The sequence below is a fragment of the Phycisphaera sp. genome (assembly GCA_025916675.1).
Lineage (GTDB): Bacteria > Planctomycetota > Phycisphaerae > Phycisphaerales > UBA1924 > JAHCJI01.
Genome location: CP098402.1, coordinates 758,160 through 783,941, shown reverse-complemented (window position 1 = coordinate 783,941; position 25,782 = coordinate 758,160). Strand labels below are relative to the sequence as shown.

Genomic DNA, 25,782 nt, shown 5'->3' with positions numbered 1-25,782 from the left:
CCCCGGCCCGGGCGCGTGTACGGACCACGGGGAGCGTGCATCGGAAGGTGGCTGATATGGGACGTGCCTGGGTGTTCGGGATGGTGGCGGTCGCCGTGCTAGCGTGGGCGCCGCTAGCGTCGGCGGAGCGCATCTTGTTCGGCCGCTTCGGCGACTTGGAGTTCCCGTACTTCACGGGCGCGATCATCGATCTAGGCTTGCAGGACGAGACGACGGTGACGGTGCGTCAGGACGACTTCCTCGATGAGTTGCAATCGGGCTCTTTTGAGCTGGTGATCGTGCGGTCGCTCGACCTGTTCCAGCCCGCGTTGGAAGACGCGATCCTGACCGAGCTGGAATCGCACGTGGTCCGCGGTGGCAAGCTGCACTTCCAGATGGCCGAGTTGGATCAGGCGTCGGACCGGTACCTGGATCTGCTGGGGCTGGAGGCGGTGGTGGAGCTGGAGCTGCCGCTGCCGAATCTTCGTGCGCCCCAGCCGACGCACCCTTCCGTTGCTGGCGCGGGGTTCATCGATGCTGCATCTGAATGGCTCATACCTGACTACGGCGACATTCTTGTGCCTGGGATTAGCTCCTTTGTTACAAGGACGTTCGAGGATGGAGGTCCTGCCGCAGCGATGATCTCGGGTGACGGAAGGGTCCTAGTCAACGGCCAGCAGTGGGACAACTGGGGAGCAACCTCTGGAACAATCGCACGGGAATTCACGTGGCTGCTCTCGTGCGCAGCCGATCTCGACGGTGATGGCGACCTGACGGTCTTCGACTTCCTGGAGTTCCAGACGCTGTTCGACGCGGGCGACGTGCGTGCGGACGTGTTCTACGACGGACGACTGGACATCTTCGACTTCCTGGCGTTCTTCAACCAGTTCCAGACTGGGTGCTGAGGGCACGCTGCCATCCTTACCCCGCCAGCGTCACACGATTGCGCAGCGTGCCGATGCGGTCGATCTCGACTTCCACGAGATCACCAGCCTCGAGGTATCGCGGCGGGGTGCGGGCCGCGCCCACGCCCGAGGGGGTGCCGGTGAGGATCACCGTGCCCGCCGGCAGCGTCGCGCCCTGGCTGAGGCGGTGGATGATGTCGGCGACGGTGTAGACCATGTCGGCCGTCGAGGTCTGTTGCACCACCTCGCCGTTCAGGCGAGTCGTGAGGGTGAGGGTGGCCGGGTCGCTGACGCGGCTGGCGGGGATGACCTGGGGGCCTAAGGGGCAGAAGGTATCGAAGCTCTTGCCGCGCACGAACTGGCCGCCGGCCCCGTGCTTCTGCCACCAGCGGGCCGAGACGTCGTTGGCGCAGCAGTAGCCCAGCACGTGGTCGAGGGCTTCATCATGGGCCACGTCGCGCGCGGGCGTGCCGATAATGACGGCAAGCTCACCCTCGTAGTCGACCTGCGGCCCGCCGGTGGCCTCGTCGAGGCAGCATCGGGGGATGGCGATCTCGTCCTCGTGCAGTATGACCGAGGCGGGGCTCTTGGCGAAGATGGTCGGATGCTCGGCGTTGCCAGAGGGCTTCGTGGCGGCCTGCGCTGCGGCCATCTCCTTGGCATGGGCCGCATAGTTTCGGCCGACGCACACGATCCAGCGCAGTTGCAGCGATCCCGACTCGGTCAGGACCAGCGCACCAACATCATCACGAACGAGTTCCATCACGTTGAACATAGGCCGAGTGTTCCCCGACCGAAGGCAAAACCAAGGTGGGGCTTCCGAGATACGTAAAGCCCGCCGCGGGCTTTCGCCGCACGGCGGGTGGGGGTATTGGAATGCGACATTCCTTGGGGACGCCGCATCCAATTGGACCAGAAGAGAGAGATGGATCAGTCGGGCAGGATCACCGTGTCGATGACGTGGATCACGCCGTTGCTGGCCTCAATATCGCTGTTGACGACATTCGCGTCGTTGATGGTCAGGCGGCCGTTGTCGATACCAACACGAACCTGCCCCCCCTGAAGTGAGGTGGCTCGCTGGGCGCCTACCGCGTCACGGGCGTACACGCGGCCCGAGACGACGTGGTAGGTCAGGATGTTGACCAGCGTGTCGCGGTTTTCTGGCTTGAGGAGATGCTCGAGCGTGCCGGCGGGAAGCTTCTGGAACGCCGCGTCGGTGGGCGCGAACACGGTCAGCGGGGCGTCGCCGGTGACGGCGTCGACCAGGCCCGCGGCCTCGATGGCCTTGGCCAGGATGCTGAAGCGGCCGTCGCTCGTAGCGATCTCCACCAGATTCTTGCTCTGCGGCATGATCACGCTGTCGATGACGTGGATCACGCCGTTGCTGGCGTCGATGTCGGTGGCGATGATGCGAGCGTTGTCGACGTAGGCCCCCTTGCTCGTCGCCTTGAAGTCGATGCGCTGGCCGTTGAGGGTGGTGGCGTCGTTGCTGCCGATGACCTTCTTGGCCGGCAGTTCACCGCTGACGACGTGATAGGACAGGATGCTGGCCAGCTTCTGCTTGTTCTCTGGCTTGAGCAGGTCGTTGATGGTGTTCTGGCCCAGCTTGGCGAACGCCTCATCGGTCGGGGCGAACACGGTGAACGGGCCGCTGCTGCCCAGCGCCCCGGCTAGGCCCGCGGCCTTGGCGGCGGCCAGCAGGGTGTTAAACTGGCCGGCCTCGGACGCGACCTCGACGATCGTGCCCTCGGCGGCGTGCGAGTCCAACGCCACCATCGTGACTGCGCCCTGCGCGTCCTGGTCGTTCGAGCCGCACGCCGTCTGGGCGGCCTGGCACGATCCGGACTGGCCGGTCTTGTTGCCGTTGGTGCCCATCGCGAGCGCGGCTGTGGCGAGACCAGCAACAGCGGCGATAGTCAGAGCGGAAGTCTTGCGAGCGGTAGTGCGAGTCATGGCGGGTGTCCTCCTTCGGGGGAACGTGTTTGGTGTGGCCGTCCGCGTGTGTTCGGCGGCGGCCATGCGGAATACTCGCACGCTGGGATCCCTCGTTCCGCAACGCCCGTCGCCGGCCGATTGGCGCCCGATTCTCCGGTTTGTGCCCGCCAACGGCCTCCATTGGACGCCAGGGCCGGTTTGTCGGATCTGGCCATCAGGGGGTTCCGCATCGGGCATCGCGGGGATGCCCCGGCCGACGCGGGCAAGTCGGGGTACAAAAATTATGCCGAATTTGGACGGGTCGCGGCCTCGGACAACGGGTTTGAACACTGCGGGCCTTCCCGCGGTCGCTATACTCCCCTTCGCGCTCCGCCGATTCGGCGGATCGTGATGGCGAATCACACCCGAATCAGCACGACCTGGTCTCTCGGAGCCCCATCATGGCCGACACCGCACAAGCGGACATCTTGAAGAACTACACCGTCACCGACAGTGGTCCCAGCCGCAAGCGGTTGGAGATCGAGGTGGCCGCCTCGACGGTCGACGATCGCCTGCGCACGTCGGTCGACACGATCCTGGAAGAGGCCGAGTTGCCCGGCTTCCGCCGCGGCCGCGCTCCCAAGGCGCTGGTCGAGAAGCGATTCGGCTCGAACATCAAGAACGAGGCCCGCAACCAGATCGTGGCCGAGGCCTATCAGCAGGCGATCGAGAAGAGCGAGCTCAAGGTCATCGGCGACCCCTTCGGGACGCAGATGGGCGACATCGAGCTCGAGCAGGGCAAGGACCTGAAGTTCGGGCTCGACGTCGAAGTCCAGCCCGAGTTCGACCTGCCCAAGCTCGAGGGGCTCGAGCTCAAGCGGCCCATGATCGAGGTATCCGACGAGCGCGTCGAGGAGGAGCTCACCAAGATCTGCCTCAACGAGGGCACGCTGGAGAGCCACGACAGCAGCGAGAAGGGCGACTACCTGACCGGCAACGCCAAGATGATCGACGCCGAGGGCACCGAGCATTACAACATCGAGGGCGCGGTCGTGCAGACGCCCCCCGATGGGGGCCAGGGCATGGTGCTGGGCGTCATGGTCGACGACCTGGGCAAGCAACTCGGCCTGCCGAAGGTCGGCGAGACGAAGACCATCAAGGCCAAGGGCCCCGAGCAGCACGAGGTCGAGGCCATCCGCGAGAAGGACCTGACGATCACCTTCGAGGTGACCGCGATCGACAAGATCGTCCCGCTCGACCGTGCCGAGCTGCTCACCCGCTTCGGCCTGGAGAACGAGGACGAGCTCAAGGGCCGCCTGCGCGAGCGCCTGGAGCAACGCACCAAGGTGCAGCAGGCGACCGCCGTCCGCCAGCAGGTGGCCAAGTACCTGTTGGAGAAGGTCGACTTCGAGCTTCCCGAGCGTTTGACCGCCCAGCAGGCCGGCCGCGCGATGGAGCGTCGGCGTATGGAGCTGATGTACCGCGGCATGGACGAGATGGAGATCGAGAGCCACATCGGCCAGCTCCGGGCCGCGTCGGCCGCCGAGGCCCGGCAGAACCTGAAGCTGTTCTTCATCCTCAACCGCGTGGCCGAGGACATGGACGTGCAGGTCTCCGAGAACGAGGCCCGCCAGCGCGTGGCCGAGATGGCCTTCGAGCGCGGTGCCCGCCCCGAGCAGTTGTTCCAGGAGCTGGTCCAGGGCGGCCGCATCCAGAGCATCTTCCTCCAGATCCGCGAGCACAAGACCCTGGACGCCATCGTCGAGAAGGCCAAGGTCACCGACGTGAAGGCCGAGGACTACAACGAGAAGGACGTCGAGGCGACGGCCTGATCCGCGAGTTTCCCGCCCTAGACTGATCCGAACGAGCCGCGTGTGGAAGCACGCGGCTTCTTTTTCGTCGGCTGACCGATCTACCCTCGTGCCATGGCCACGCCCGACCAGCCCCCACCACCGCCCGCGCCCCCGAGCCTGAGCATCGTCGCGCTCGACGACGACGCCGACTTCCGGGAGTACCTCGCCGGCCTGCTCGCCGACGGCGGGCACGAGGTGCGGGCCGTGGCGACGCCCGCCGGGTTGTACGAAGCGTGCGAAGCGCAGCTACCCGAGGTCGTGCTCCTGGACATCAACATGGGCAAGATCCGCGGCGAGGACGTGCTGGCCGAACTGAGAACCCGGTGGGAGCGCCTGTGCGTGATCGTCATCACGGGCCACCCCACGATGGACTCGATGCGGCAGACGTTCAAGAAGCAGGTGTTCGACTACGTCACCAAGCCGTTCGAGCCGGCCGAACTCAAACGGGTCCTGGCCCAAGCGGCCGCCGAGTACTCCCTGGGCGTCCGCCCGCAGGACAAGCTGCGCGCGGCGCTCGGCCGGCAGATCAGGCTCACCCGTTCGGCGCGGGACTGGACGCTCAAGGACCTGAGCGAGGCCTCGGGCGTGAGCGTGAGCCAGCTCAGCAGCATCGAACGGGGGGCGCACCTGCCGAGCCTGGAGAGCCTGCTGGCCATCGCCCAGGCGCTCGGGGCGTTGCCGAGCGAGTGGCTCGCGGGGGCGGAGTTCTAACCCGCCGGCCTGGTGGGTGCGGATCCTCGCGAACGCGGTCCAATCAAAAAGAGCGGCCCCCCACGCCATGTTGGGGGCCGCGAACTCGTGGCCGACGCGCCGCTCCCGCCGCGTCGCAACCACGAGGGGGTATTTGGATCGTCACCGCGTCAGTTGACGCAGACGCTCTGGCACCACGGGAAGCCAACGGGATCGATGAGCGCGCCATCGGTGAACGTGATGCGGATCTCGTAGAAGTCGTCGGTGATGCGAATCGCGTCGGCGATCACCTCGATGGGCTCGTCGCAGTCGCCCGCGGGCGGCACGGCGAGATACATCGCCTCGATGGCCGCCGCGATCGCGCGGGCCGTCTGGCGCACGTTCTGGTCGCTCAGCGCCGTCCAGGTGTACACGCCGGTGTCGGGGTGGCGGCAGGGATCATCGGCGGCCCACATGCGGCTGCAGATGTCCAGGCTCTCGCCGGCCTCGATGGTCCGGCTCCAGGGCTGGCGGTTGCCGGCGTTGCCCGGCAGCGTCGTGCCGGCAACAAGAACGGTCGACAGGAAGCCGGGCACCAGCTCGATCACCGGGCCACGGGTGGGGATGGTCTGCGCCTGCCGCCAGCCCCACATCTCGCCCTGCAGTTCCCATTCGGGGAAGCTCAGGCCGCCCTTGGGGATGATGTCGCCCTCTCCGGCGAAGACCATGAGCTGGGCCGGGCCGATCAGGCGTTCCTCGAACGGCAGCACCGTTGCGACGATGCGATCGGTGGTCAACCGGTGCACCCGCAGGCCCACGGTGGGGACGAAGTCTTCCTCGATCATCGGGCGGAACCCGATGCAGATGTCCTCGGGTTCCAGGTCCTGGGGGAAGTCGCCGGTGATCTCGATCTGCTGGCCGGCGCGGATCCGATCGGGCACGTCGTCGAACTTGAACGCCGGGCAGCCGAACCGCTGGCCCTCGGCGAACGCGTTCTGGAAGCACAGGAAGTCGAAGATGGTCAGCCTGCCATCGAGGTCGCAGTCGGCGCGCAGGTCTCCCGCGGCGAAGGCGTTCTGGAACCCCAGGAAGTCGAAGATGTCCAGGCTGCCGCTCTTATCGAAGTCGGCGAAGCACTCGATGCGGTTCTGGGCGTGCGTCGTGGCGGGCGCGGCCAGCAGGCCGCCCGAGGCCAAAACGAGGCCCGCGACGGATGATCTCAATACGTTCCTCAGCTCGGTTTTCAGCATGACTCTCACTCCATTGCCCGCGCTCTGGCACGGGATGCCAAACATTGCCGGCCGGCCCGGCTATCCCGGACCGGCCGGGGGCACGAAAAGCCGCACCCAGGTCCACAGCGTCGCCCGTATTGCCCGGTCACGCGTGATTGCCCAGATTTCCCAAGATCATGTCGGCGATGCGTCGCGCACGACAGCTCGACGACGCGAGTGCGACGGAAACCCGGTTCGTTTTCGTACGCCCGAGGTCTAGCCCACCACGCCCGAGCCGCCCTTGAGCCGGCTCTTCATCGAGCGGTCGAGCTCGCGCTTCATCTCGCGGTCGGCGATGGCGTGCCGCTTGTCGACCTTGCCCCGGCCGCGGGCGAGGGCGACCTCGAGCTTGGCGTAGGGGCCCTGGAAGTACAACCGCAGCGGGATGAGGGTGATGCCCTTCTCGTCGCTGGCCTTGGCGAGCTTGACGATCTCGCGCTTGTGGGCCAGCAGTGTGCGCACGCGCGTGGGGATGTGCTGGTGCCCCTGGGCGGGCGGGTACTCGGCGATGTTCACCGAGAAGAGCTCGAGCGTCGCCGGCACCGCCTCGGCCCGCACGTACCCCTCGGCCAGCGACACCTTGCCGTCGCGGATGCTCTTGACCTCGCTGCCCAGCAGGCGGATGCCGACCTCCAGCGTGTCGAGGATGTCATACTCGTGCCGCGCCTTGCGGTTCTCGATCATGACGGGGCGTGGCTTGCGCTTCTTGGCCATGGGGGCATGGTAGGTGGCGGCGTGAGCCCCCGGCCTTCGGAGTTTTTGAACGCGAAGGTCGCGAAGGGATTGAAGAAGAGGGGGATTTACCACAGAGGCACAGAGGCGGAAAGCGGAGGAAAGAGGGACAAGTGCGAACGACCGCCCAGGCGACGCAGCATCCGCCAAGCCAGTCTTCGGGCGCCGGCGCATGCGGAGGCGCGGCCCGCAAGGGCCCGGCCGGCAGGCCGCAAGGGAGCGCAGCGACCGCTCAAGAACAACCCACCTTGGGGCAGCTCTGGCGCAGCGACCCTGTCTTCAGGGGCGCTCCGCCAGAGCGTCGAACGTCCAAGAGCCCGCCGAACGCACAATACCAACGCCCGAGCGCCGGCCGCCGCCCGCACCTCGGGTGCGATCGCCTGGGCTTCTCGCGCGATGGCCCGAGCCGTTCCGGATGCCGCCAGAGGCCCCCATGCGATCGCCCGGGACATTCTGGCTGTCGCCCGGGGTCCTCGTGCGATAGCCAGAACATTTCTGGGTGCTGTCAGCATGGCTCTGGACGCTGCCAGAACGGCTCGTGCGATTGCCAGAATGATTCTGGCAAGGAGTTATCTTGGTCCGGCCGTGGGCGGGAATGGGCCTCGCGGGCCGGGAATCGGGGAGCGGGCGGGTTATCAGGGGGCGCTAAGTGTTCGGTTTGCGTTCAGTATCCAACCATTTGGGCAAAGAAGGCGGGGTTCTCGACAGCAAGTGGCTTCGTAGGTTCTGTGACGAACGACCGCTGGATTACTCTCATGGTGTCAGTTCGCATCCTACCCCCTCGAATACTCACACACTCCAGATGCTCGGCAAGCACAAGAAAAGTTTTGTTTATTGCGGCGCGGTAAGTATCGCGCTGGTGAGGTGATGGTTCAAACAGACAACTGATGCTTCGTATGAAACGCAAGCTGGGCACAACATCACTGTCACGTCGTGCCCACACTCCCGTTGACCGTAATACTGTCAGTCACTCAGTTACGATGGCATCAATCGATCCGATGACATAGCACAAGCGAGAGAGCAGATCTTGAAGCATTTCTTGTTCCGGGCTTTGGCCAGGCCACCCAAGCAATAGGACGCCGTGCAGATCAAGTTGCATATGCGAGATGATTGGCTGGGCGTAAACACTTCGGATTGCAAGCTCCTCAGGAAAATCGGACTTCTGTGCGAGTAACCCTACCTCACAATCTGTGCAATACACCGCAACTCGACCGCGGGCAGCCTGTTCGGCGATAATCGAACTACTTATTCCTCGCTCTTGCCAATCCCCGAGCCGCACACGCCATGCATCGCGCGACGTGTCATCTGTGACAAGCCTCTCGCTGAGATGCCATACTCTCCGCGGACCAGTATTGGCTTCAGAGCAAAGCACCGTCGCGCATGTCAGGTTTTTCAAACCTGAAGACTCGACCAACCACTTTGTAAGTTCGGTAAATACAGCAGATCGTGTTGTCACGACCCTCTCTGTCCCGAGCAACCCAAGGCAGAACTTCCAGGTGCGTTCCCACAGCACCTCACTCCTGCTCGGCGAGGAACGGAAGTAGTCAAACGCTGAGTAGAGTCGGGCGGCCGCGTCGATTGATAACAAGAACGCATCGTCTTCCCGAGCAGCATCCGTCGCTATGTCCGCGTTCTTTGCTTCGACATCTACAACAGCGAGGGATGGGAGTCCTGTGGTCCGAGGCATATCTGGAGGCGCAAGGCGACGTATGGGCATTGCAAGTTCCCATCCCGTTGGCCATCGTACTTCGTCGTCGTAGCGACACACTTCGCTTAGGGAAGCAAGCGGATCGCTCGCTTCCTGGGCGGTGCGTAAATCGGGATAGAAGATTGCAGAGCCCCAGGCCGCTGCCTGAACGGACAATCCAGACCCGACCAGCCCGCTATCCACCGGTATCATGCTCTTGAGCGGCCGACACTCCTCGATGAGCTCTTGCTGTGCTTCGTCGGCTGCGACATTCTCGTACTTTGGTTCGTTGGCCGCTGGGGGGATGTGGCTGCCACTCTGGAATTGAACAACGTAACGGCTATCAGATAATGCCGAGAGCCACACAATGTCTGCGAGTTCCCGATGTACTCCGTGCTCTGTTCCATCAGTACAGAAACACACTTCCTTGCTTGTCGGATCGATCCACACAGAGCCTGGGCGCGCGCGCGGAATGCCCCCCAAAGCTGGCGGGGGGGTGAACTCGGCAATATCATTATCACCGGTTTCGCCTGATTCGGGGACTTCGGAGTTCTCGTCCGCATGGTCATTTGCTGCGAAGATCATTGAGCTCTGAACCACGGGCAACACCCAATGCACGGACACGGAGTATTCACCGTCGTCGAACGGCACCAACTGACTGAAGGCCCCTGCCAACGCCGTGGCGGCATTATCGAGGTGCTTCGCCGTTAATGCCTCACGAATGTTGCGAAACACGTGCCGGCGCGCATTTTGTGGTACTAACGGGGGGCGGCTTTCGTCGCATCCAAGGGCCTCGTACTGGATCCACCCGGCCAAGTACTTCGCAGCAGGTTCCAGATCGAGCTTGAGCTGATCTAGCAAATCGTCATCACACTCCTTGACGCGAAAACTGAGAAAGAGCTGAGCTTCTTGCAATTGCCTATCCGGACACACCCAAGAAGTACGAAACACAAATGTCCGATGGATCTCCTCGCGGGCAGCAAATGGCATTCTTGTACGACTGTACGGCCAAGTGCGATTCTCAAATATTTGCTGCTCGCCTTCCATCTCAGCGGGGCTCATGCTCGGAAAGTCAAGATCTATCTCAAATACAAGCCCTTTATTCTGTTCGCTCGTTGGTCTCGCCACTCGGCCAACCGCACTGCTGAGTGAACGAATCCCATCCACAACGGCAGGATGTCTCAATCCCCTGCTGTACAATAATTCAAAACGTCGGGCAGCGGCATTCCAAACGTACGCCACGTCTAGCAACTCGCACGCGAGATCGTTGTCAACGAATGGTGCTTGGCCTGACGCGCCTTCGATCGTGCATTCTCCGTGATCATCAGCGCCTTGTGGCGCTATCGAGTTCAGCTCCGACTGTCGCAGGTCCAGTCCAGTCCGGACCTCTTCGGAAAATGCCAGAAACGCTCCCCGAAGCCTCTCACGTGGACCAGCGTTTGCGTGGGCACCGGAAACGGCGCCCAACTTGCCGATCAATCGACTTAGCAAGCGATGAGCATGGAAGCTGCCCATGTTGGCCCAGCCAATCCAGGTATCGATTCCCAGGAGTCGCATATCTTTCTCAAGATCCTCAAGTGTTGCTTGGCGTTGTGTGCGTTCGCTTTCTCCTCTGGGAGGTCTCGCCCACTTGTCGTAGAAGTGCTGGCCTGACTTGCTGGCCCTACCGGTACCAGAAGGCTTTCTGTGCAAACGCTTATACTCGACGACAGCTGCCGCGATCTCGTCATCGTTTAGATCGCTTCGCAGCCGGAGTTTGATCAAGTCAACAAGAGCGTCTACCGACGGACGAACTAGCTCAGCGTGTGGGATTCGCTCTGGCATGGGCATATCTCCCTATGAGTCGCATTTTGGCTGCAAACCGCCGCTGTTTGGAGCAATATTAGCGGCTTGAAAGCCCGCCCATAGTACGAACAACATGTTGAGATGTCCGTATCTCGTGCAAACTGCCTGCTTTGATCGCGGTGCCCTCGAACACACAGCCCTCTGTTTGAAGCACAGAGGCGACAATCCAACGCCGACGATCACAAGGTCTGGAATGCTCTCGATTCACACTACCAACGGCCGTGCTGTGTGCGATTGAATCAGTTTTTATTCGGGACTTAGCCGCAATTAGTTTGAGTAACTCGGGGCCGAGAGGTGCGAACACGACCCTACCGTGAGTGGTGTGGACGACGTATTTTGCAAGATCGGGAAATATTCGGGTATGGGAGCATAAGGCTCCGGCGATCGAGTTTCAGAGAATTTCGGGTAGAAATCCGACCCGCTCGATCTCCTCGGTGTTCTGGACCGAATGCGAGTCTCAACCTGATGCGCATTGTGTATGCACCCTGGGATTCTCGTTTAACGAGATCGCGATCGCTTACAGCGAATGTCGCGAAGCATGATTCTCGCCAAGCAAGAAAGCTGATCGCGGGCCCATCAGTACGGAATGCAACTCCGATCAACTGCGATAGGCCCGCGCGCATTGTGCAACGCTGGCGACACCGGGGCCGTTTTTCGGCACAGGCAGTTGTACTCATCCGGCCGTGACAACGAAGCGTTTATCACTCCGAAAGGAGTCAACAATGCTTTCGAGAATTGGCCAAGCGTTAACCATGGAAGTGCATTCGATGTCGATGTCGTCGCTTTTCGTTTTGAGCGTGGGCGTGTGCGTCATGGGCAGCTTTTCCTGGTTTATAGTGACCATTTGACTCACTCCCACCAGGTGGATGCCGTAACATCGGCTAGTACACGAAGACCGTGTGCCGGAAGTGGGCATGCGGTCTTGTTTTAACTTGAGTGGTGCATCTCGCAGCATATTAGAATATAAGCTGCCTCACACCATCCACGATAGTTGCCTCCTGATTCGGTGTGGGCTCCGGCCGGTGTTTCGCCCAACAGGCTGCAAAGTGGCGCGGGTTGCTCCGTTAGAGGCAAGGGCGTGGGGCTTGATCACCGTAGGGCAATGGGGGAGAGAACGTGGTCGGTGTACGCGACGAGCGACAGGTGGCATGCGAGCCGCGATACTCATCAGGCAGTCCTGATCGATCGCACCGGTGAACCAGTACCCACGCTTCTGGGCTCCAGAGGCCAACAACGACCCCAAAGAGCAAAACTGGACTTTTGTCACCCTGGTTGATTGTCACTGTGACCTTTGCGACCGGCCTGGCAGAGAGGGCGTGCAGGCGGTGTTAATGTGATGTGATCACCTCGAGGCCGCGTGTTCACCCACGCGGCTCGGACGGAGCGCAACCGCCAGCTCATCTTCCCTCCCTGCCTCTGTGGCGATCCCCTCTTCCCGGCCTCCGAGGCCACATTCCTGGCAATCTTCACAAAATCCTTGATCCCAACTCAAGCCGCCCCCGCACAACCCCGATGATCCCTCCAGACCACACTGGAACCGCCCACGAGCGGCACGCCGGCATTGGGGCCGGCACGTCGTATGGGGCACGACGCATCGGAGAATCGGCCATGGCTTCAGACCGCTACCCCCGCAAGGAATCGCTCCTCCTCGCCTGGGCACGCCAGCACGCCACCGTGTGGGCCGGTGGCCAGAGTGGCCCGCCCGACATCGGGTTGAGCGCAGCCCAGCTCGTCTCCTTTGACAATGCCGTCACGAGCGCTGAAACGGCTTTCTCGGAGCAGACGGCGGCCCTGAGCGCCTCGCGCAGCAGCACCGAAAACAAGAACGACGCCTTCGACGTGCTGCTCGCCCAGATCGGCAGCACCATGGCCACCATCGACGCGTACTTCAAGACCACCGACGACCCCGGCGTCTACACCCGGGCCCAGATCGACCCGCCCAAGCCGCCCTCGCCCCGGGCCGCGCCGCCCAAGCCGGTCGAGCTCGACCTGGTGAGCTTCCCCGACGGCACGCTGCGGCTGAGCTTCAAGGTCACCGCCGCCGGCTCGGTCTTCGAGATCCAGCGCATCACCACCGACGCTGAGGGCCAGGAGGGCGAGTGGGCGACCATCGCCGTCACGGGCGACAAGATGTACACCGACCCCAGCGTGCCCCGCGGCCTGCGCCGCGTGGAGTACCGCGTCCGCGCCGTCTTGCCCAACAACCAGGCCAGCGAGTGGAGCACGCCGGTGCCCTTCAACTTCGGCAGCCAGGGCAGCGAGGGCGGGCCGATGGCGGCCGCCGAAGCGGCGTAACGCGGGCCCGGATCAACAACCGAGGGCAACGGAAGCCGCCGGGCGACCCTGAGCGCGACGCTCACGGTGGCCCGTTGCCATTTGGGGCGGCGGCGTTCCGAGCGTGCTCGCTTCAGCCGGCCGGGGTCTTGGCCGCCACCGCGTCGCCCACTGGCACGCTGAACGTCAGCGACGCCCAATAGCTCTTCCAATCCGCGTCGTCGCGATCGTCGGTGCGGAACATGTGCAGGCCGGTGACCATCCAGGGGCCGGCCCGGTCGAGTTCGAAGCTGGCGTAGCCGTCGGCGTCGGTGTGGATGATCGTTTGGCCGGTGGTGTCGGCGTCGGGCTCGGCCCGCACGCGAGCCTCGGACTCCGCGGTCAGGCGGGCGTCGGCCAGCGGCTTGCCGTCGTAGAGCACACGGACCCTCGCCGTATGCCCGACCTCGACGTGCTCCAACGGCTGGAGCACGATCTCCATCGGCAGGCCCGCGACCTGGTCGGTCAACCCGGCGGGTGTGGCCTCGCCGCCGGCGGAAACGCTCACGAGCGCCTTGGCGCACCGGACGTACATCTCGACGCCAACCTCGTCGGTCTCGCCGAGCTGCTCGCGCTGGCGGGCGATGTGGTCGAGGCCCTCCTCTTCGAGATACGCCGCGAACCGCTCGGGACCGAGTTCGCTGAGAACCTCACGGCTCTCGTAGACCACGACATTGGTGCCGGGCGTGGCGAAACGGGCGACATTCGTAGACTGGCCGTGCCGGCCCATAATGCGCTGGCTGCCGTCCGAAGCGAGCAACTCGAATCGCTCGACGTACGGCTCGTTGCGGGGCACGAACTCGCCGTCGAAGCGGTGGCCGTGCATGAGGTAGAAGCGACCCAACTCGCCCTGCGTAACCGTGAACTGGCCTGGGCGGACCCAGAACTCGTGGGCACTCGCCAACACGGCACTGGCAAGGATGACAGAAAGGGCGGCGATGATCTGGAATGTGCGCATGGGGTGTTCCTTCGATGGGTGTTGTAAATTGCCGCGAGGCGCGTCAACGCGTCGCGACAGGGGTATGAGAGATGAATTTAATCAGAACGCGCCAGCGCGCTCCCAGATGTTGAAGAACTCGAGCACGTCGAAGATCGTGATCTCGCCATCCTCATCGATGTCGGCGATCTCGAAGTCGGTCAGCACCTTGTCCTTGCTATTGGCACTGCCCGCGTGCGGCGTGGCGGCGTAGGGGAACACGCCGTTGTACGCCAGGTCGTTGCCGGGAATGTTGTCGCCCACCAGCGTGATGGCGCTGTAATCCGGGCCGCTGGCGACCGCCGTGAGAGCGATGTCGATGACGTCGTCGCCGAAGCGCCGCCCGTTGGGCCAGCCGCTCGAGACGCCGCCCATGTCGGCGGTCACGTCGCCGCCGATGAAGCCCAGGCGACTGAACCCGTCGTCGCCCGACAAGCGGACCGGACCCGTGGTCGTCGCCACGCGGAGCACGTCGGGGATGAACACCGCCACGAGGTCGGCGCGGCCGCTGGTTGCAAAGTCGGTGCCGTACACCAGGTTGATCAGCGTCGCCAGCTCGGAATTCTCGGCATACGTGGCGAATTGGGCGTCGTCGACAGGATCGGTCGCGTTGAACCGGTCCTTGTCGGCCAGAGCGACGAGCGCCTCATTAAACAGTGGGTTGCCCAGACGGTTCACCTGCACCCAAGGCCCGGTGGAGCGGAACTCGTCGCCGGCCACGCGCTCGGTGAACTGGCGGCGGCTGACCGAGGCGAACACGCCCACGCCCACCTGATCGCCGAAGAACGCGTCGGAGTAGGGCAACTGGGGCAGGTCGCTCAGCGGGATCTGGACGGCAACCGTGAGCACGTTGAAGCCCTTGAAGCCGTCCACGCCGTCGCCGTCCTGGCCCAGCCCGTCGCCCAGGTCGCCGTTGCGATCGAGGATGCGGGGGTTGAGCAGGTCGAACACGCCGGGGATGTCGGCAAAGAAGCTGTCGTCACGCGGGCCGGCGAAGAACGTCGTCCCGTCGGCGCCATTGGTTATGGCCTGCCGGGTGTAGCCGTCGAGTTCGTCGAGCGAGCGGGCACCCGAGATGGCGAACCCGTCGGCGTCGTTGTACAGCGGCGTCACCCGGTTGCCGGGGTTGGGCGGCGCGACGGCCGCATCGGCAACGATCGTGGCCGAGCCGGCCGAGTCGAAGCGCTCGACCTCGTATGTCTGGGTGAAGTTCTGCCGGGCGTCGCCGATCTCCATGATCGCCCCGGGCTCGGTGCCCAGCCCGTAGCTGAGGATCGTATTCGGGTTCTTGAGGCCCCCGTCGACGGCCGAGAACGTGAAGTCGTAGCGGATGAGCGTCTCGCCGCTGGTCGGGTTGGTGACGTGTAGGCTGTACCGCGCATCGTCGGCGAACCGCTCGTAGTGCGGGCCATCGCCCGGCTCGGAAAAGGGCCGGACGTTGGCGATCACGTTGAGCACCTCGACGCTCGGATCGTCGTACTTGGTGCCCACGAACGCGTACACGTCGGTGAGGTTGGCCTGGGGGTCCTGCTTGATCAGCGGCGCATCGCTGTGGCTCGAAGCGAGCGTTGCGGGCGTCATCAGCGCGGCCGCGCCCGCAGCGGCAACGATGGCGGCCGCGGCCGTCATGCCCGTTGCGGTGCGTGCGATACTGAATCGAGTCTTTGACATCGTCATCTCCTTCGCGTGCGGGCGTACGACAGCGCCAGAGGCAACGTCGCCCCGGTCTCCGCCGTATGCCTGGAAGCGGGTCCGAACCGAGTTCGGTCGCACGCGACCCAGCGATGCATCAAGGGCTAACTGAAATTTCTAAATAAAATTTTTCTTACAAAAAGACCGGCCCGCAGCGTACCGCGGGCCGGTGGAGTGTCGGAATTGCGACCGAAGCCGCCCGGCGGGAACTCAACTCAGGCCGAGCGCGGCGCCGATCGCCGGGGCAAACTTCACCACCAACCCAGCAAACACCACCGCCACCGACGAGAGCAACTTAATCAGGATGTTCAGCGATGGGCCGCTGGTGTCCTTGAAGGGGTCGCCCACGGTGTCGCCCACGACGGTGGCCTTGTGGTCGTCGCTGCCCTTGCCGTAGACGCACTCGTCGCCGTGGCCGGCCGCGACCATCTCCTTGGCGCGGATGAGGATGTCGCCACGGATCACCTCGGGGATCTTCTCACGCTGGGCCGCATCGTTGAGCGCGTCGGTCGCGGTGATGCGGCCGTAGCTCTCCAGCAGCTTCTTGGCGTTGTCCCACGCGCCGCCGGCGTTGGCCATAAAGACCGCCACCGCGAAGCCCGTAATCAGCCCGCCCGCGAGCAGCCCCATCACGCCGCTGACGCCCAGGATCATGCCCGTCGCCACGGGCACGACGACCGCCAGGATGCTCGGTAGCACCATTTCCTTGAGCGCACCGTTGGTGGCAATGGTCACGCAGCGGGCGTAATCGGGGTAGGTCTCGGTGCCCGAGCCGACCTGCGTCGGCCAGCTCTGCGGGTTGGCGATGTCCTCCTCGCTCATGCCCTGCTTGCGGAACAGGGTCCGCATCTCGCCGAACTGGCGGCGGCACTCCTGCATCATGACGTTGGCGGCCTTGCCCACCGCGTCCATGGTCAGGGCGCAGAAGAGGAAGGTCAGCATCACGCCCATGAACAGCCCGCCCAGCAGCGTCGGGCTGGTCATCGAGACGTTGTAGAACAGCAGCACGTCCGAGATCGAGACCTGCCTGGTGTTGACCACGCGCAGCTCGATGCCGTCGTGCACATGATCACCGTGGGTGATGCCCCCGGTGAGCGTGAGGTTCCGCTGCAGCCGCAGGTCGGTCCCCTCGCCCGCCCAGCTCACCGCGAAGGAGTCGCCCCGCAGGAACTGGTCCATGATCTCGTTCTTGGGCAGGTCGCCCTGGTCGCCCATCTCGTCGAACTGGAAGTTGTCCAGCACGAGCGCGCCGCCGGTGTACGTCGTCTCGTTGTCCTCGTCTTGCGTGAAGATGCCAAAGCGGCGGTGGCCCTCGTACACCGCGTAGGTGCCCGGGCCGGCGGTGCTCACCAGCGCCGCTTGCTCCTTGGCAAAGTTCGTCGTCTGCTTGTTCACGTGGTACTGCACCACCTGCACGTACGCCGCCAGCAGGGCCAGCGCGGTCAGCGCGGCCGAGCCGATGGCAAAACCCTTGCCCGTGGCGGCCGTCGTGTTGCCGATCGAGTCGAGCAGGTCGGTGCGCTCGCGCACCTCGGGAGGCTGGCCGCTCATTTCCGCGTTGCCGCCCGCGTTGTCGGCGATCGGGCCGTACGCGTCGGTCGCCAGCGTAATGCCCAGCGTCGCCAGCATACCCACGGCCGCGATACCCACGCCGTACAAACCCATCAACAGGTTCTCGTTGCCGCCCGCGACACCGAAGGCCACGAGGATGGCGACCACGACCGCGAAGATCGACAGCCACGTGCTCTTCATGCCCTCGGCGATGCCAGTGATGATGACCGTCGCCGGCCCGGTGATGGCCTGGGCCGCGATGCGTTTGGTGGGTGGGTGCTCGTAGCTGGTGCAATACTCGGTCCACCAGGCGATCACCAGGCCACTGATGAGGCCGGCCGAGATCGACCCGCCGAACTGCCACCACTTCACGCCCAGCACGCGGGCCGTCTCGGCGTCACCAAGCAGCAGGAACGGCACGCCGAACGCGGCGACCAGCAGCAGGAACGACGAGAGCCACACGCCCTTGTGCAGGCTCTTGAGCAGGTCCTTGAAGCCCGCGTCTTCCTTCGTCCTGACGGCGAACACGCCGATGATCGAGGCGATGATGCCCACGCCGGCCAGCACGATCGGCAGCGTGCCGACCTTCATGGCCAGGTCGAAGCCGCCCTCCATGCCGCGGAGGACCGTCACGCTAAAGGCCGCCGACACGCCAAGGGCGATGGCGGCGATGATGCTCGAGTAGTAGCTCTCGTACAGGTCGGCGCCCATGCCCGCCACGTCGCCGACGTTATCACCAACGTTGTCGGCGATGGTCGCCGGGTTCCGCGCGTCGTCCTCGGGGATGCCGGCCTCGACCTTGCCGACAAGGTCGGCACCCACGTCGGCCGCCTTGGTAAAGATGCCGCCGCCCACCCGGGCGAACAGGGCCTGGAGCGACGCGCCCATCTTGAAGGAGATCAGGACCGTCACCATCGCGGCCAGCAGGCCCTCGCGGTTGCCCGGCTCGGACAGGCTGAACGCCCCGAGCTTGTCGCCAAACCCGATGAAGAAGAAGTACCAGAAGCTCAGGTCAAGGATCGCCACGCCCACGCACGTCAGGCCCATGACGGCGCCCGAGCGGAAGGCAACGGTCAGCCCATCGTTCAAACTCGTCTGGCACGCCGTGGCGGTCCGGGCGCTGGCGTTGGTCGCCATCCGCATGCCGAACCAGCCGCACAGGCCGCTCAGGAAGCCGGCGATGGGCACGCCCACCATGGCCCACACGGGCTCGAGCTTGCCCCAGACCATCAGCCCCAGCACGGCGATGAGCAGCACGAACACGATGCCCACGACCTTGTACTGGCTCTTGAGGTAGGCCATCGCGCCGTCGCGGACGGCCTGGGCGATGCGGACCGTCTCGCCCTCGCCCTCGGGCTTGCTCATGACGCTGCCGCGCAGGTAGATCGCCGTGGCGATGGCGGCCACGCCGGCAATCGGGGCGACGTAGTACGGTGCGGGGATGTCGCTGATGGCCCCCAGGGTAATGGGCAGGGGGGGCAGCGACGGCATCGATGATACGGGCATGGAACGGGATCCCTCTGTACGAGATTCTGCGGCGATCAACCTGGCCGGCTTGTCACGGTCGGCTCGCGTAAAGGGCCGATCATAGATCGGACAACCCCGGATTCCGACCCCCCGGCGGCCGCAATCTGCGGGTCTCCCGCCTGCCGCCCATCAGCCTGCTGAGCCACCATCCCATAGAGGAGAGCCCCATGCTCATCAAGACCATCGCCGGCGTCGCCCTGGCCTTCGCCCTGGGCGCCTTCTGCCGCTGGATCGACATCCCCGTGCCCGCCCCCAACCGCCTGATCGGGGCGGTCTTAGTGCTGGCCGTCACCCTGGGCTACCTGGCAGCCGACGGCCTGCTGCCGCCCCAGGTCGAGCCGCCGTCCCAAGAAGAAACCCGCGACAGTCCTGAGACCGCCGCGGGCGAATGACCCCACCGGGATTCGAACCCGGGTTTCCAGGATGAGAACCTGGCGTCCTGGACCAGACTAGACGATGGGGCCAGTCGGCAAAACGAAAACGCCAGAGGCAACGCTACCAGCGATGTGGGTCGCGGTCAACCGGCTGGAGGCGGACGACCGCCCGAGCGAGCCCACAAGCAAACCGCCGCCAACGCCAACCACGAGCCGCCCGCGGCCACGCCACATTTCTCCGGCCACCCCGCCAGACCGCGCACGACCTGCGCAAAGTGCGTCCGAGAACGGCCCCAAGGTCCGCGTAAACGAAGTTCAGAATCCTCCGGAACAACAACAGAATCGTCCGGGACAGCTTCGCAAGCCTTTAGAACAGCTTCGGAATGCTCCAGAAGAACTTCCGGAGGCTGCCGGACAGCCGCGGAATGGTTCGGATCCATGACAGAACGCCTCGGAACAACCGCCGGGGGCCTGGGAACCGCCACCGGGACCCTCGGAGCTACCGCGGAACCCTTCCGAACCGCCACATTTCGGCTTGCGTGCGGGGCCGGTTTCGGGTATGCTGGCGGCCAGGAGAATCTCCATGCCCCGGATCCAAGACCTCGTGGCCCCCCCGGCCGTCCCCACCGCCCGGCTGCTGGCCGCCGCCGGCCTACTGGCGTGCGCGGCATCCGCGCTGGGGCAGGGTGCCGACCCCATCCTGCACTACGACTTCGATGATGGCCTGCGCCCGACCGCCAATCTGGGCACGCTGGGCCCCGCCTACGACGGACAGATCGGCGGGGGCATCGAGTTCGTCCCGTTCATGGGCGGGCTCGCGCTGGGCTTCGACAGCACCGGTGATGGGCAGGTCCGCCCACTGGGCGATGAGGACGCCTTCGACCTGGCGGACGGTGACTTTTCCATCGCGGTGACGGTCGTAACGTCCAACACCGAGCCGGGTGCCGAGGGCGGACGGTTCGTCGTGAACAAGGAGAAGTCGGGCTCCGATGATGGCTGGGCCCTCACGGTGCGCCGGGACGACGGCGTGGCCACGTTCTCGATCTCGGCGGATGGCGTGCTGGGCGTGGGGCTGCGCAGCGTGACACCGGTCAACGACGGGCGGGCGCACGAAGTGGTTGCCGTCCGTGTGGATGACCGCTTGGCCATGGCTATCGATGGCGTCATCGAGGCGGTCGTGCGCATCCCCGCGGGCTTCGGCTCGACGGCCCAGAACGATTTCGAGCTATCGATCGGTGGACGCGGCCGCTTTAGTGGCAGCCCGACCACGGGAGCCAACGACGAGTTCCTGGGCACCATCGATCAGGTGAGGATCTACGACACGGCGATCATCCGCCCTTGCGACGCCGATTGCGACCTCAGCGGGAGCCTCGACCTCTTCGACTTCTTGTGCTTCCAGAACCTCTTCGACGCCGGCGACCTGGCCGCCGACCTCGACGGCGACGGCAGCCTCACGCTGTTCGACTTCCTGGCCTTCCAGAACGCCTTCGACGCGGGGTGCCCGTGAGAAGAGGCAATGGGCAATGGGTTCGGAAAGACCACTACCCTCCGCCTCTGCCCCATTGCCTATTGCCCATTGCCCCGCCCCTACGCCGGCCCCAGCAACACCAGCACCGTCGTGTTATAACACGCGTGCGCCCCGACCGCCAGCCCGAAGCCCCGCAGCAGGTAGATCGCCCCCAGGTACAACCCGCCCACCAGGTACAACAACGCCGGCCAGGTGAGCACGCCCACGTCGTGGTACAGCATGAACGCGGCCGCCGAGATGGGCAGTCCGATGGCCACCACCACCTTTGGCCCCAGCTTGCACAGGTCGGCCAGCACCGCGTGCAGCAGGGCGAGCAGGGCCATGCGGAAGAGCAATTCCTCGTACAGCCCTGCCCCGATGGCGATCACCAGCCGAGCCTGCCAGCTCAGGTGGCCCAGGGCGTCGAGGCTCGCGGGGACAAGCGGGGGCGTGGAGGCCGGCGCCGGCTCGCTGATCCGCGTCACCACACCCGCGAACAGCAGCAGCGGCACCATCCACGCCACCGCCTCGGCGAACATCAGCGGCACCACCATCGGCCGCAGCCGCCACCGCCGCTTCTCGAACACATGCCACAGCAGCAGCACAACAATTACCACCGCCGCCGGCAGCGAGTACCCCACCACCGTCGACGCCGACACGCCCAGCCCCTCCATCGCCTGGGCCAGCAGCACCCACGCACGAACGCCGCCGGTCTGGGCGAGTTCCTCGTGTCGCATGGCCAAGCCGACCTCGTAGATCACGATTAGCGGCAGCAAGAACGCCAGGATGTGCAACGGCGACCGCGACGCGCGGGCGTACTCGGCCAGGGCAGGGCCCTGGCACAGGTCGGGCTCGCGCCGGTGATGGTCACGAGCCCGGCTCGTCGTCCGTGCTTTGCCCTGTCTCGGCATGGTGCGATGGTAAACCGTGCTACGGAAGAAACAAAAAGCCCGCCAAAATGCGGCGGGCTTGATCAGTGACTGCTTGTCGCTTCGCTCAGTTGCCCGAAAGAACACGGGCCTTCAGCCTCGCGTTCAGGCGGCTCTTGCGGCGAGACGCCTGATTCGGGTGGATCACGCCCTTCGAGGCGGTGCGATCCAGCACCTTCTGCACGACCAGGAAGGCCGCCTTGGCCTCATCGACCGAGCCGTGGGCCAGCTTGTCGTTAAAGTCTTTGATCGCGGCGCGCATGGCCTGCAGGCGCCAGCGGTTGCGGGCGCGGTGGCGGAGGTTCTGTCGGTTGCGCTTGCGGGCAGAGACGGTGTGAGCCATGTGCGATCCATTCCTCTCCGGGAGACCGACCCTCGATGGGACCGATCCTGCCGAGCCATTGGCCAGTTTCGTGGAGCCGAGACAAGTCTAGGCCGAACCCAGACCCCACAGCCGGCACCATCGAGCGTGCCAATCCGCTGAGAGTCGGTCCGGGCGGGCCCCCACGGCCGTGCCAAGCGGCGACAACCGCCCGCCACAGCCCCCGTGGAGTGGGTGAATTATGACGCCCACGCCCCCCCCAATCAAGCCCCCCACCCTCGTCAATCCAAGCAATCCCGCCCGCGCCAACCGCCCGAGCCCAAACCCAAGGCCACCCACCAGCCCACCGCCTCCCATTGTCACACCCCGGCCACCGGTGCTACTATCGCCCTCGACTCGCCGGGCCAGACCCAGCGAGTCGTTGCGGGTGTAGCTCAATTGGATAGAGCACCTGACTACGGATCAGGAGGTTTGGGGTTCGAATCCCTACACCCGTGTTGATGACGCCCCCGGTTGAGAAACCAGCGGGGCGTTTTTCGTGCGCGGCGGCCGAACAATGCCGCATGCCATCCACCACGATCGCGTCCGACCAAACCACCCTCCTCACCGCACTCGCCCAAGCCTGCGACCGCGTCGGCATGGGCCGGCACTTCGACGCCGGCGAGGCCATCGCCGGCCGCTGCGGCTCCAACGCCACCGACGCGGACCTGGATTGGGCCGCGGGGCAACTGGCCGGCATGGACCTGGACGCCCTGGCCGGGCTCATCCGCGTGGGGGCGGCCCGCTTCCACCTGCTGAACAAGGCCGAGCAGCTCAACATCATCCGCGTCAACCGCCAGCGCGAGATGGACGCCGGCGATGGCCCGGCCCGGCCCGAATCCATCGACCAGGCCATGGAGCAACTCGTCTCGAACGGCATGGGCCCGGCCGACATCGCCGCCCTGCTCGGCCGCCTGGACATCGGCCCCACGCTGACGGCCCACCCCACCGAGGCCCGCCGCCGCACCGTGCTCGACAAGCAGGCCGACGTCGCCGCCAGCATCGTCCGCCTCGGCCGCGGCGGGCTGACCGCACGCGAGACCGCCGAGATCCACGGCCGCCTCGAACGCGCCATCTCCCTCCTTCTGACCACCGACAACGTGCGCGTGCAGCGCCTCGACGTGCCCGCCGAGGTGCGCAACGGGCTGTACTTCATCCAGACCACCATCTGGCGTGCCGTCCCCCGGCTCGTGCGCGACGTGTCGTGGGCGGCCAAACGCACCTTCGGCGAAGACCAGAGTGAAATCGTTGCCAACGACCTGCCCGCCATGCTCCGCTACCGATCCTGGATCGGCGGCGACCGCGACGGCAACCCCAACGTCACCGCCGAGGTCACGAAACGCACGCTCGACCTCATGCGCGAGACGGCCCGCGAGCTGTGGGACACCGAACTCCAACGCCTGCACGACGCCCTCTCGGTCTCGAGCGAACGCGCCAGCTTCGGCGACGCCCTGCCAACCGACGGCGACGGCCAGTACAAGCACGAGCCGCTCCGCGTCAAGATCACTCAGATGCGCGAGCGCCTCACCGACCGCGACTACAACTCCCAGGCACTCCTCGCCGACCTGCTCACACTCCGAAAAGCATTGCACAACACCAAGAAGCCCGGCCTCATCCGCGTGGCCGAGGAGGGCCTCCTCGCCGACGCCATCACGAGAGCGAGGGCCTTCGGCCTGCATCTGGCGACCCTCGACATCCGCCAGCACTCTGGCGTCCACGCGAAGGCGCTCGCCGAGTTGCTGAAACTCGCGGGCGTGGAAGACAACTACGAATCCCTGGACGAGGCCGGCAAGCTCGCCGTCCTGCGACGCGAACTCTCCGCCAATCGCCCCTTGGTTCGTGAGAATGCCGTTCTCAGCGACGCGACCACGGAACTCATGGCAACACTGCGCGTCGTCCGTGACGCGGTGCAGCGCGAGCCCGAAGCCGTCCGCTGCTGGGTCATCTCGATGACCAGCCACCTGTCCGACATGCTCGCCCTCCTGCTGCTGATGCACGAGGTCGGCCTCACCATCCAGGTCGTTCCGCTGTTCGAGACCGTCGACGACCTGGCCAACGCGCCACATCTGATGCACGAAGCGCTGGCCGACCCCATCTTCCGTGCGCACATCGACACAACCAGCACCGGCGACCCCGAGCAAGAAGTCATGCTCGGCTACAGCGACTCGAACAAGGACGGCGGCTTCTTGATGGCCAACGCCGCCCTTCACGTCGCCCAGCGCCGCATCGCGGAGGTCTTCGACACCCACAACGTCGGCCTGCGCTACTTCCACGGCCGCGGCGGCACCATCGGCCGCGGCGGCGGGCGCGCCGGGCGCGCCATCCTGGCCGCCCCACCCGCGGCCCGCAGCGGCCGCATGCGTTTTACCGAGCAAGGGGAAGTGATCACCTTCCGCTACGCCCTGCCCGCCATGGCCCGCCGCCACCTCGAGCAGATCGTCCACGCTGCGATGCTCGCCGAAGCATCACGCGGCAAGAGCCAGGGCGCCGACGACTTCGAGGCACTCGTGCTCGACCTTGCCGGCCACGCGCGAAAGACCTACCGCGAGCTCATCGACGCCCACACGTTCTGGCCCTGGTTCGTCGACGCCAGCCCGGTGCGGCACATCGGCGACATGCGCATCGCCTCGCGCCCCGTGTCCCGCGCAACGGGCTCCAAGCTCGTGTTCGACAAGCTCCGCGCCATCCCCTGGGTCTTCTCGTGGGTGCAGATGCGCGCCCTCGCCCCGGGCTGGTACGGCCTGGGCTCGGCCATCGAGCACGCGAGCGAGTCCCAGATCGACCAATTGCGGGACGCCGCCGACGAGCGCGCGTTCCTCGGCACCGTGCTCGAGAACGCCGCCCAGGAGCTCGCCCGCGCCCGCATGCCGATCTTCCGCCGCTACGCGCTGAGCGCCGAGCATGGCCAGGCGATGTTCGAGACTCTTTCGACCGAGCACGACCGCACGCGCCGCGCCATCGCCACACTCACCGGCCGCGATGACCTCATGGCCCACGCCACCGTTGTCGGCCGCTCGATCGACGAGCGCAACCCCTGGACCGACGTGCTGAACCTGGCCCAGCTCGAGCTGCTCGAGCGGCACAAGGGCGCGAGCGATGCCGAGGCCGACCCCCTCACAATTGAGCCGATCAAGGCCGCCCTCCAGGCCAGCATCAACGCCATCGCCGCGGCGATGCAGTCGACCGGGTGAGGCCTTCCCAACGAGGCCCGGCCGCCAGCCCGGGCGTTCTTATGTTCAACGCGAAGGGCACGAAGGGCTCGAAGGACTGGGGCGTCCGAGAATCCCCCTCGCCCGCCCCGCCCGCGGCGGGGCCTCGTGCATCGCCCGGGGAAGCCCGCGGACGCGCGGCGGGAGTTTGTGGATCCACAACACAATTCTGCGCGAGCGCAGCGGGAGTTTGTGGATCCACAGAACAATTCTGCGCGAGCGCGGCGGGAGTTTGTGGATCCACAGAACAGTTCTGCGCTAGCGCAGCGGAAGTTTGTGGATCCACAGAATAGTTCTGCGCTAGCGCAGCGGAAGTTTGTGGATCCACAGAATTGCGCTGCGCCGACGCGATCGGGGCTGGGGGGGCGCCAGGGCGGTTTTGCTATCCGGACGGTCCGGGAATCACGGGCGGGAGCGGCGGCGGACCGCTGAAGAGTGGAAATTGGCAATTGGCAATAGGAAAGAGCCGGAGGAACGGCATCGTTTCC

The 25,782-nt window shown here is 65.3% G+C and carries 17 protein-coding genes and 2 tRNA genes; 8 read left to right on the top strand and 11 right to left on the bottom strand.

Annotated elements, in window-relative coordinates; translation table 11 throughout:
- The first annotated feature begins 56 nt into the window (after positions 1-56).
- Positions 57-884 (top strand): hypothetical protein, encoded by an 828-nt coding sequence (locus tag NCW75_03420; GenBank protein ID UYV13340.1) that lies wholly within the window; start codon positions 57-59, stop codon positions 882-884.
- A gap of 16 nt (positions 885-900) precedes the next feature.
- On the opposite strand, the gene NCW75_03415 is transcribed toward NCW75_03420, so the two are convergent.
- Positions 901-1,659, bottom strand: a complete 759-nt coding sequence (locus tag NCW75_03415) for a fumarylacetoacetate hydrolase family protein (GenBank protein UYV13339.1) — start codon at positions 1,657-1,659, stop codon at positions 901-903.
- Positions 1,660-1,814: 155 nt separating this feature from the next.
- Entirely contained in the window at positions 1,815-2,837 is a 1,023-nt protein-coding gene (locus NCW75_03410) for a fasciclin domain-containing protein (GenBank protein ID UYV13338.1), read from the bottom strand.
- A 422-nt stretch (positions 2,838-3,259) separates the two neighbouring features.
- Between NCW75_03410 and tig the strand changes: the two genes are divergently transcribed.
- The gene (gene tig, locus NCW75_03405) at positions 3,260-4,630 is read left to right on the top strand and encodes a trigger factor (protein ID UYV13337.1); all 1,371 of its coding nucleotides are present in this window, start codon (positions 3,260-3,262) and stop codon (positions 4,628-4,630) included.
- 93 nt (positions 4,631-4,723) lie between these two features.
- Positions 4,724-5,362 (top strand): response regulator, encoded by a 639-nt coding sequence (locus tag NCW75_03400; protein ID UYV13336.1) that lies wholly within the window; start codon positions 4,724-4,726, stop codon positions 5,360-5,362.
- A 149-nt stretch (positions 5,363-5,511) separates the two neighbouring features.
- Here NCW75_03400 and NCW75_03395 read toward each other — a convergent pair whose 3' ends face one another.
- The 3 genes from NCW75_03395 to NCW75_03385 form a co-directional block, all read right to left on the bottom strand.
- Positions 5,512-6,570 carry a hypothetical protein gene (locus NCW75_03395; GenBank protein ID UYV13335.1) on the bottom strand — a complete coding sequence of 353 codons (1,059 nt, stop codon included), beginning with the start codon at positions 6,568-6,570 and terminating at the stop codon, positions 5,512-5,514.
- Between the two features lie 237 nt (positions 6,571-6,807).
- Positions 6,808-7,305 carry an SsrA-binding protein SmpB gene (gene smpB, locus NCW75_03390; GenBank protein ID UYV13334.1) on the bottom strand — a complete coding sequence of 166 codons (498 nt, stop codon included), beginning with the start codon at positions 7,303-7,305 and terminating at the stop codon, positions 6,808-6,810.
- 985 nt (positions 7,306-8,290) lie between these two features.
- On the bottom strand, positions 8,291-10,774 hold the full coding sequence (locus NCW75_03385; protein ID UYV13333.1) for a hypothetical protein: 2,484 nt from the start codon (positions 10,772-10,774) through the stop codon (positions 8,291-8,293).
- A gap of 1,689 nt (positions 10,775-12,463) precedes the next feature.
- On the opposite strand from NCW75_03385, the gene NCW75_03380 reads away from it, so the two are divergent.
- Complete coding sequence (locus tag NCW75_03380) at positions 12,464-13,150, top strand: hypothetical protein (GenBank protein UYV13332.1); 687 nt, start codon at positions 12,464-12,466, stop codon at positions 13,148-13,150.
- 112 nt (positions 13,151-13,262) lie between these two features.
- On the opposite strand, the gene NCW75_03375 is transcribed toward NCW75_03380, so the two are convergent.
- The 3 genes from NCW75_03375 to NCW75_03365 form a co-directional block, all read right to left on the bottom strand.
- A complete protein-coding gene (locus NCW75_03375; protein ID UYV13331.1) occupies positions 13,263-14,126 on the bottom strand; it encodes a DUF4198 domain-containing protein in 864 nt (287 codons plus the stop codon).
- Positions 14,127-14,207: 81 nt separating this feature from the next.
- Complete coding sequence (locus NCW75_03370) at positions 14,208-15,815, bottom strand: DUF4331 domain-containing protein (GenBank protein UYV13330.1); 1,608 nt, start codon at positions 15,813-15,815, stop codon at positions 14,208-14,210.
- 231 nt (positions 15,816-16,046) lie between these two features.
- Positions 16,047-18,893, bottom strand: coding sequence for a sodium/proton-translocating pyrophosphatase (locus NCW75_03365; GenBank protein ID UYV13329.1), 2,847 nt, complete (start codon positions 18,891-18,893; stop codon positions 16,047-16,049).
- 188 nt (positions 18,894-19,081) lie between these two features.
- Between NCW75_03365 and NCW75_03360 the strand changes: the two genes are divergently transcribed.
- The gene (locus NCW75_03360) at positions 19,082-19,306 is read left to right on the top strand and encodes a DUF1427 family protein (GenBank protein ID UYV13328.1); all 225 of its coding nucleotides are present in this window, start codon (positions 19,082-19,084) and stop codon (positions 19,304-19,306) included.
- Here the strand turns inward: NCW75_03360 and NCW75_03355 are convergent.
- Positions 19,304-19,378 (bottom strand) — tRNA-Glu (locus NCW75_03355). The genes NCW75_03360 and NCW75_03355 overlap by 3 nt on opposite strands.
- 493 nt (positions 19,379-19,871) lie before the next feature.
- Here NCW75_03355 and NCW75_03350 point away from each other — a divergent pair.
- Positions 19,872-20,795 carry a LamG domain-containing protein gene (locus NCW75_03350; GenBank protein UYV13327.1) on the top strand — a complete coding sequence of 308 codons (924 nt, stop codon included), beginning with the start codon at positions 19,872-19,874 and terminating at the stop codon, positions 20,793-20,795.
- 80 nt (positions 20,796-20,875) lie between these two features.
- Here the strand turns inward: NCW75_03350 and NCW75_03345 are convergent, their stop codons facing one another.
- Together NCW75_03345 and rpsT are read right to left on the bottom strand one after the other, a co-directional pair.
- Positions 20,876-21,139 (bottom strand): CPBP family glutamic-type intramembrane protease, encoded by a 264-nt coding sequence (locus tag NCW75_03345; GenBank protein ID UYV14219.1) that lies wholly within the window; start codon positions 21,137-21,139, stop codon positions 20,876-20,878.
- Positions 21,140-21,791: 652 nt separating this feature from the next.
- Entirely contained in the window at positions 21,792-22,067 is a 276-nt protein-coding gene (gene rpsT, locus NCW75_03340; protein ID UYV13326.1) for a 30S ribosomal protein S20, read from the bottom strand.
- Between the two features lie 402 nt (positions 22,068-22,469).
- On the opposite strand from rpsT, the gene NCW75_03335 reads away from it, so the two are divergent.
- Both NCW75_03335 and NCW75_03330 read left to right on the top strand, forming a co-directional pair.
- A tRNA-Arg gene (locus tag NCW75_03335) sits at positions 22,470-22,543 on the top strand.
- 66 nt (positions 22,544-22,609) lie between these two features.
- A complete protein-coding gene (locus NCW75_03330) occupies positions 22,610-25,276 on the top strand; it encodes a phosphoenolpyruvate carboxylase (protein ID UYV13325.1) in 2,667 nt (888 codons plus the stop codon).
- Positions 25,277-25,782: the final 506 nt, after the last annotated feature.

Excerpts from the sequence above, each read along its gene's own strand:
- NCW75_03395 (UYV13335.1), bottom strand. The coding sequence starts at position 6,570 with ATGCTGAAAACCGAGCTGAGGAACGTATTGAGATCATCCGTCGCGGGC.
- NCW75_03365 (UYV13329.1), bottom strand. The coding sequence starts at position 18,893 with ATGCCCGTATCATCGATGCCGTCGCTGCCCCCCCTGCCCATTACCCTG.
- NCW75_03420 (UYV13340.1), top strand. The coding sequence starts at position 57 with ATGGGACGTGCCTGGGTGTTCGGGATGGTGGCGGTCGCCGTGCTAGCG.
- NCW75_03375 (UYV13331.1), bottom strand. The coding sequence starts at position 14,126 with ATGCGCACATTCCAGATCATCGCCGCCCTTTCTGTCATCCTTGCCAGT.
- NCW75_03400 (UYV13336.1), top strand. The coding sequence starts at position 4,724 with ATGGCCACGCCCGACCAGCCCCCACCACCGCCCGCGCCCCCGAGCCTG.
- smpB (UYV13334.1), bottom strand. The coding sequence starts at position 7,305 with ATGGCCAAGAAGCGCAAGCCACGCCCCGTCATGATCGAGAACCGCAAG.
- NCW75_03330 (UYV13325.1), top strand. The coding sequence starts at position 22,610 with ATGCCATCCACCACGATCGCGTCCGACCAAACCACCCTCCTCACCGCA.
- tig (UYV13337.1), top strand. The coding sequence starts at position 3,260 with ATGGCCGACACCGCACAAGCGGACATCTTGAAGAACTACACCGTCACC.
- NCW75_03415 (UYV13339.1), bottom strand. The coding sequence starts at position 1,659 with ATGTTCAACGTGATGGAACTCGTTCGTGATGATGTTGGTGCGCTGGTC.
- rpsT (UYV13326.1), bottom strand. The coding sequence starts at position 22,067 with ATGGCTCACACCGTCTCTGCCCGCAAGCGCAACCGACAGAACCTCCGC.
- NCW75_03410 (UYV13338.1), bottom strand. The coding sequence starts at position 2,837 with ATGACTCGCACTACCGCTCGCAAGACTTCCGCTCTGACTATCGCCGCT.
- NCW75_03345 (UYV14219.1), bottom strand. The coding sequence starts at position 21,139 with ATGGCCCTGCTCGCCCTGCTGCACGCGGTGCTGGCCGACCTGTGCAAG.
- NCW75_03360 (UYV13328.1), top strand. The coding sequence starts at position 19,082 with ATGCTCATCAAGACCATCGCCGGCGTCGCCCTGGCCTTCGCCCTGGGC.
- NCW75_03350 (UYV13327.1), top strand. The coding sequence starts at position 19,872 with ATGCCCCGGATCCAAGACCTCGTGGCCCCCCCGGCCGTCCCCACCGCC.
- NCW75_03370 (UYV13330.1), bottom strand. The coding sequence starts at position 15,815 with ATGTCAAAGACTCGATTCAGTATCGCACGCACCGCAACGGGCATGACG.
- NCW75_03380 (UYV13332.1), top strand. The coding sequence starts at position 12,464 with ATGGCTTCAGACCGCTACCCCCGCAAGGAATCGCTCCTCCTCGCCTGG.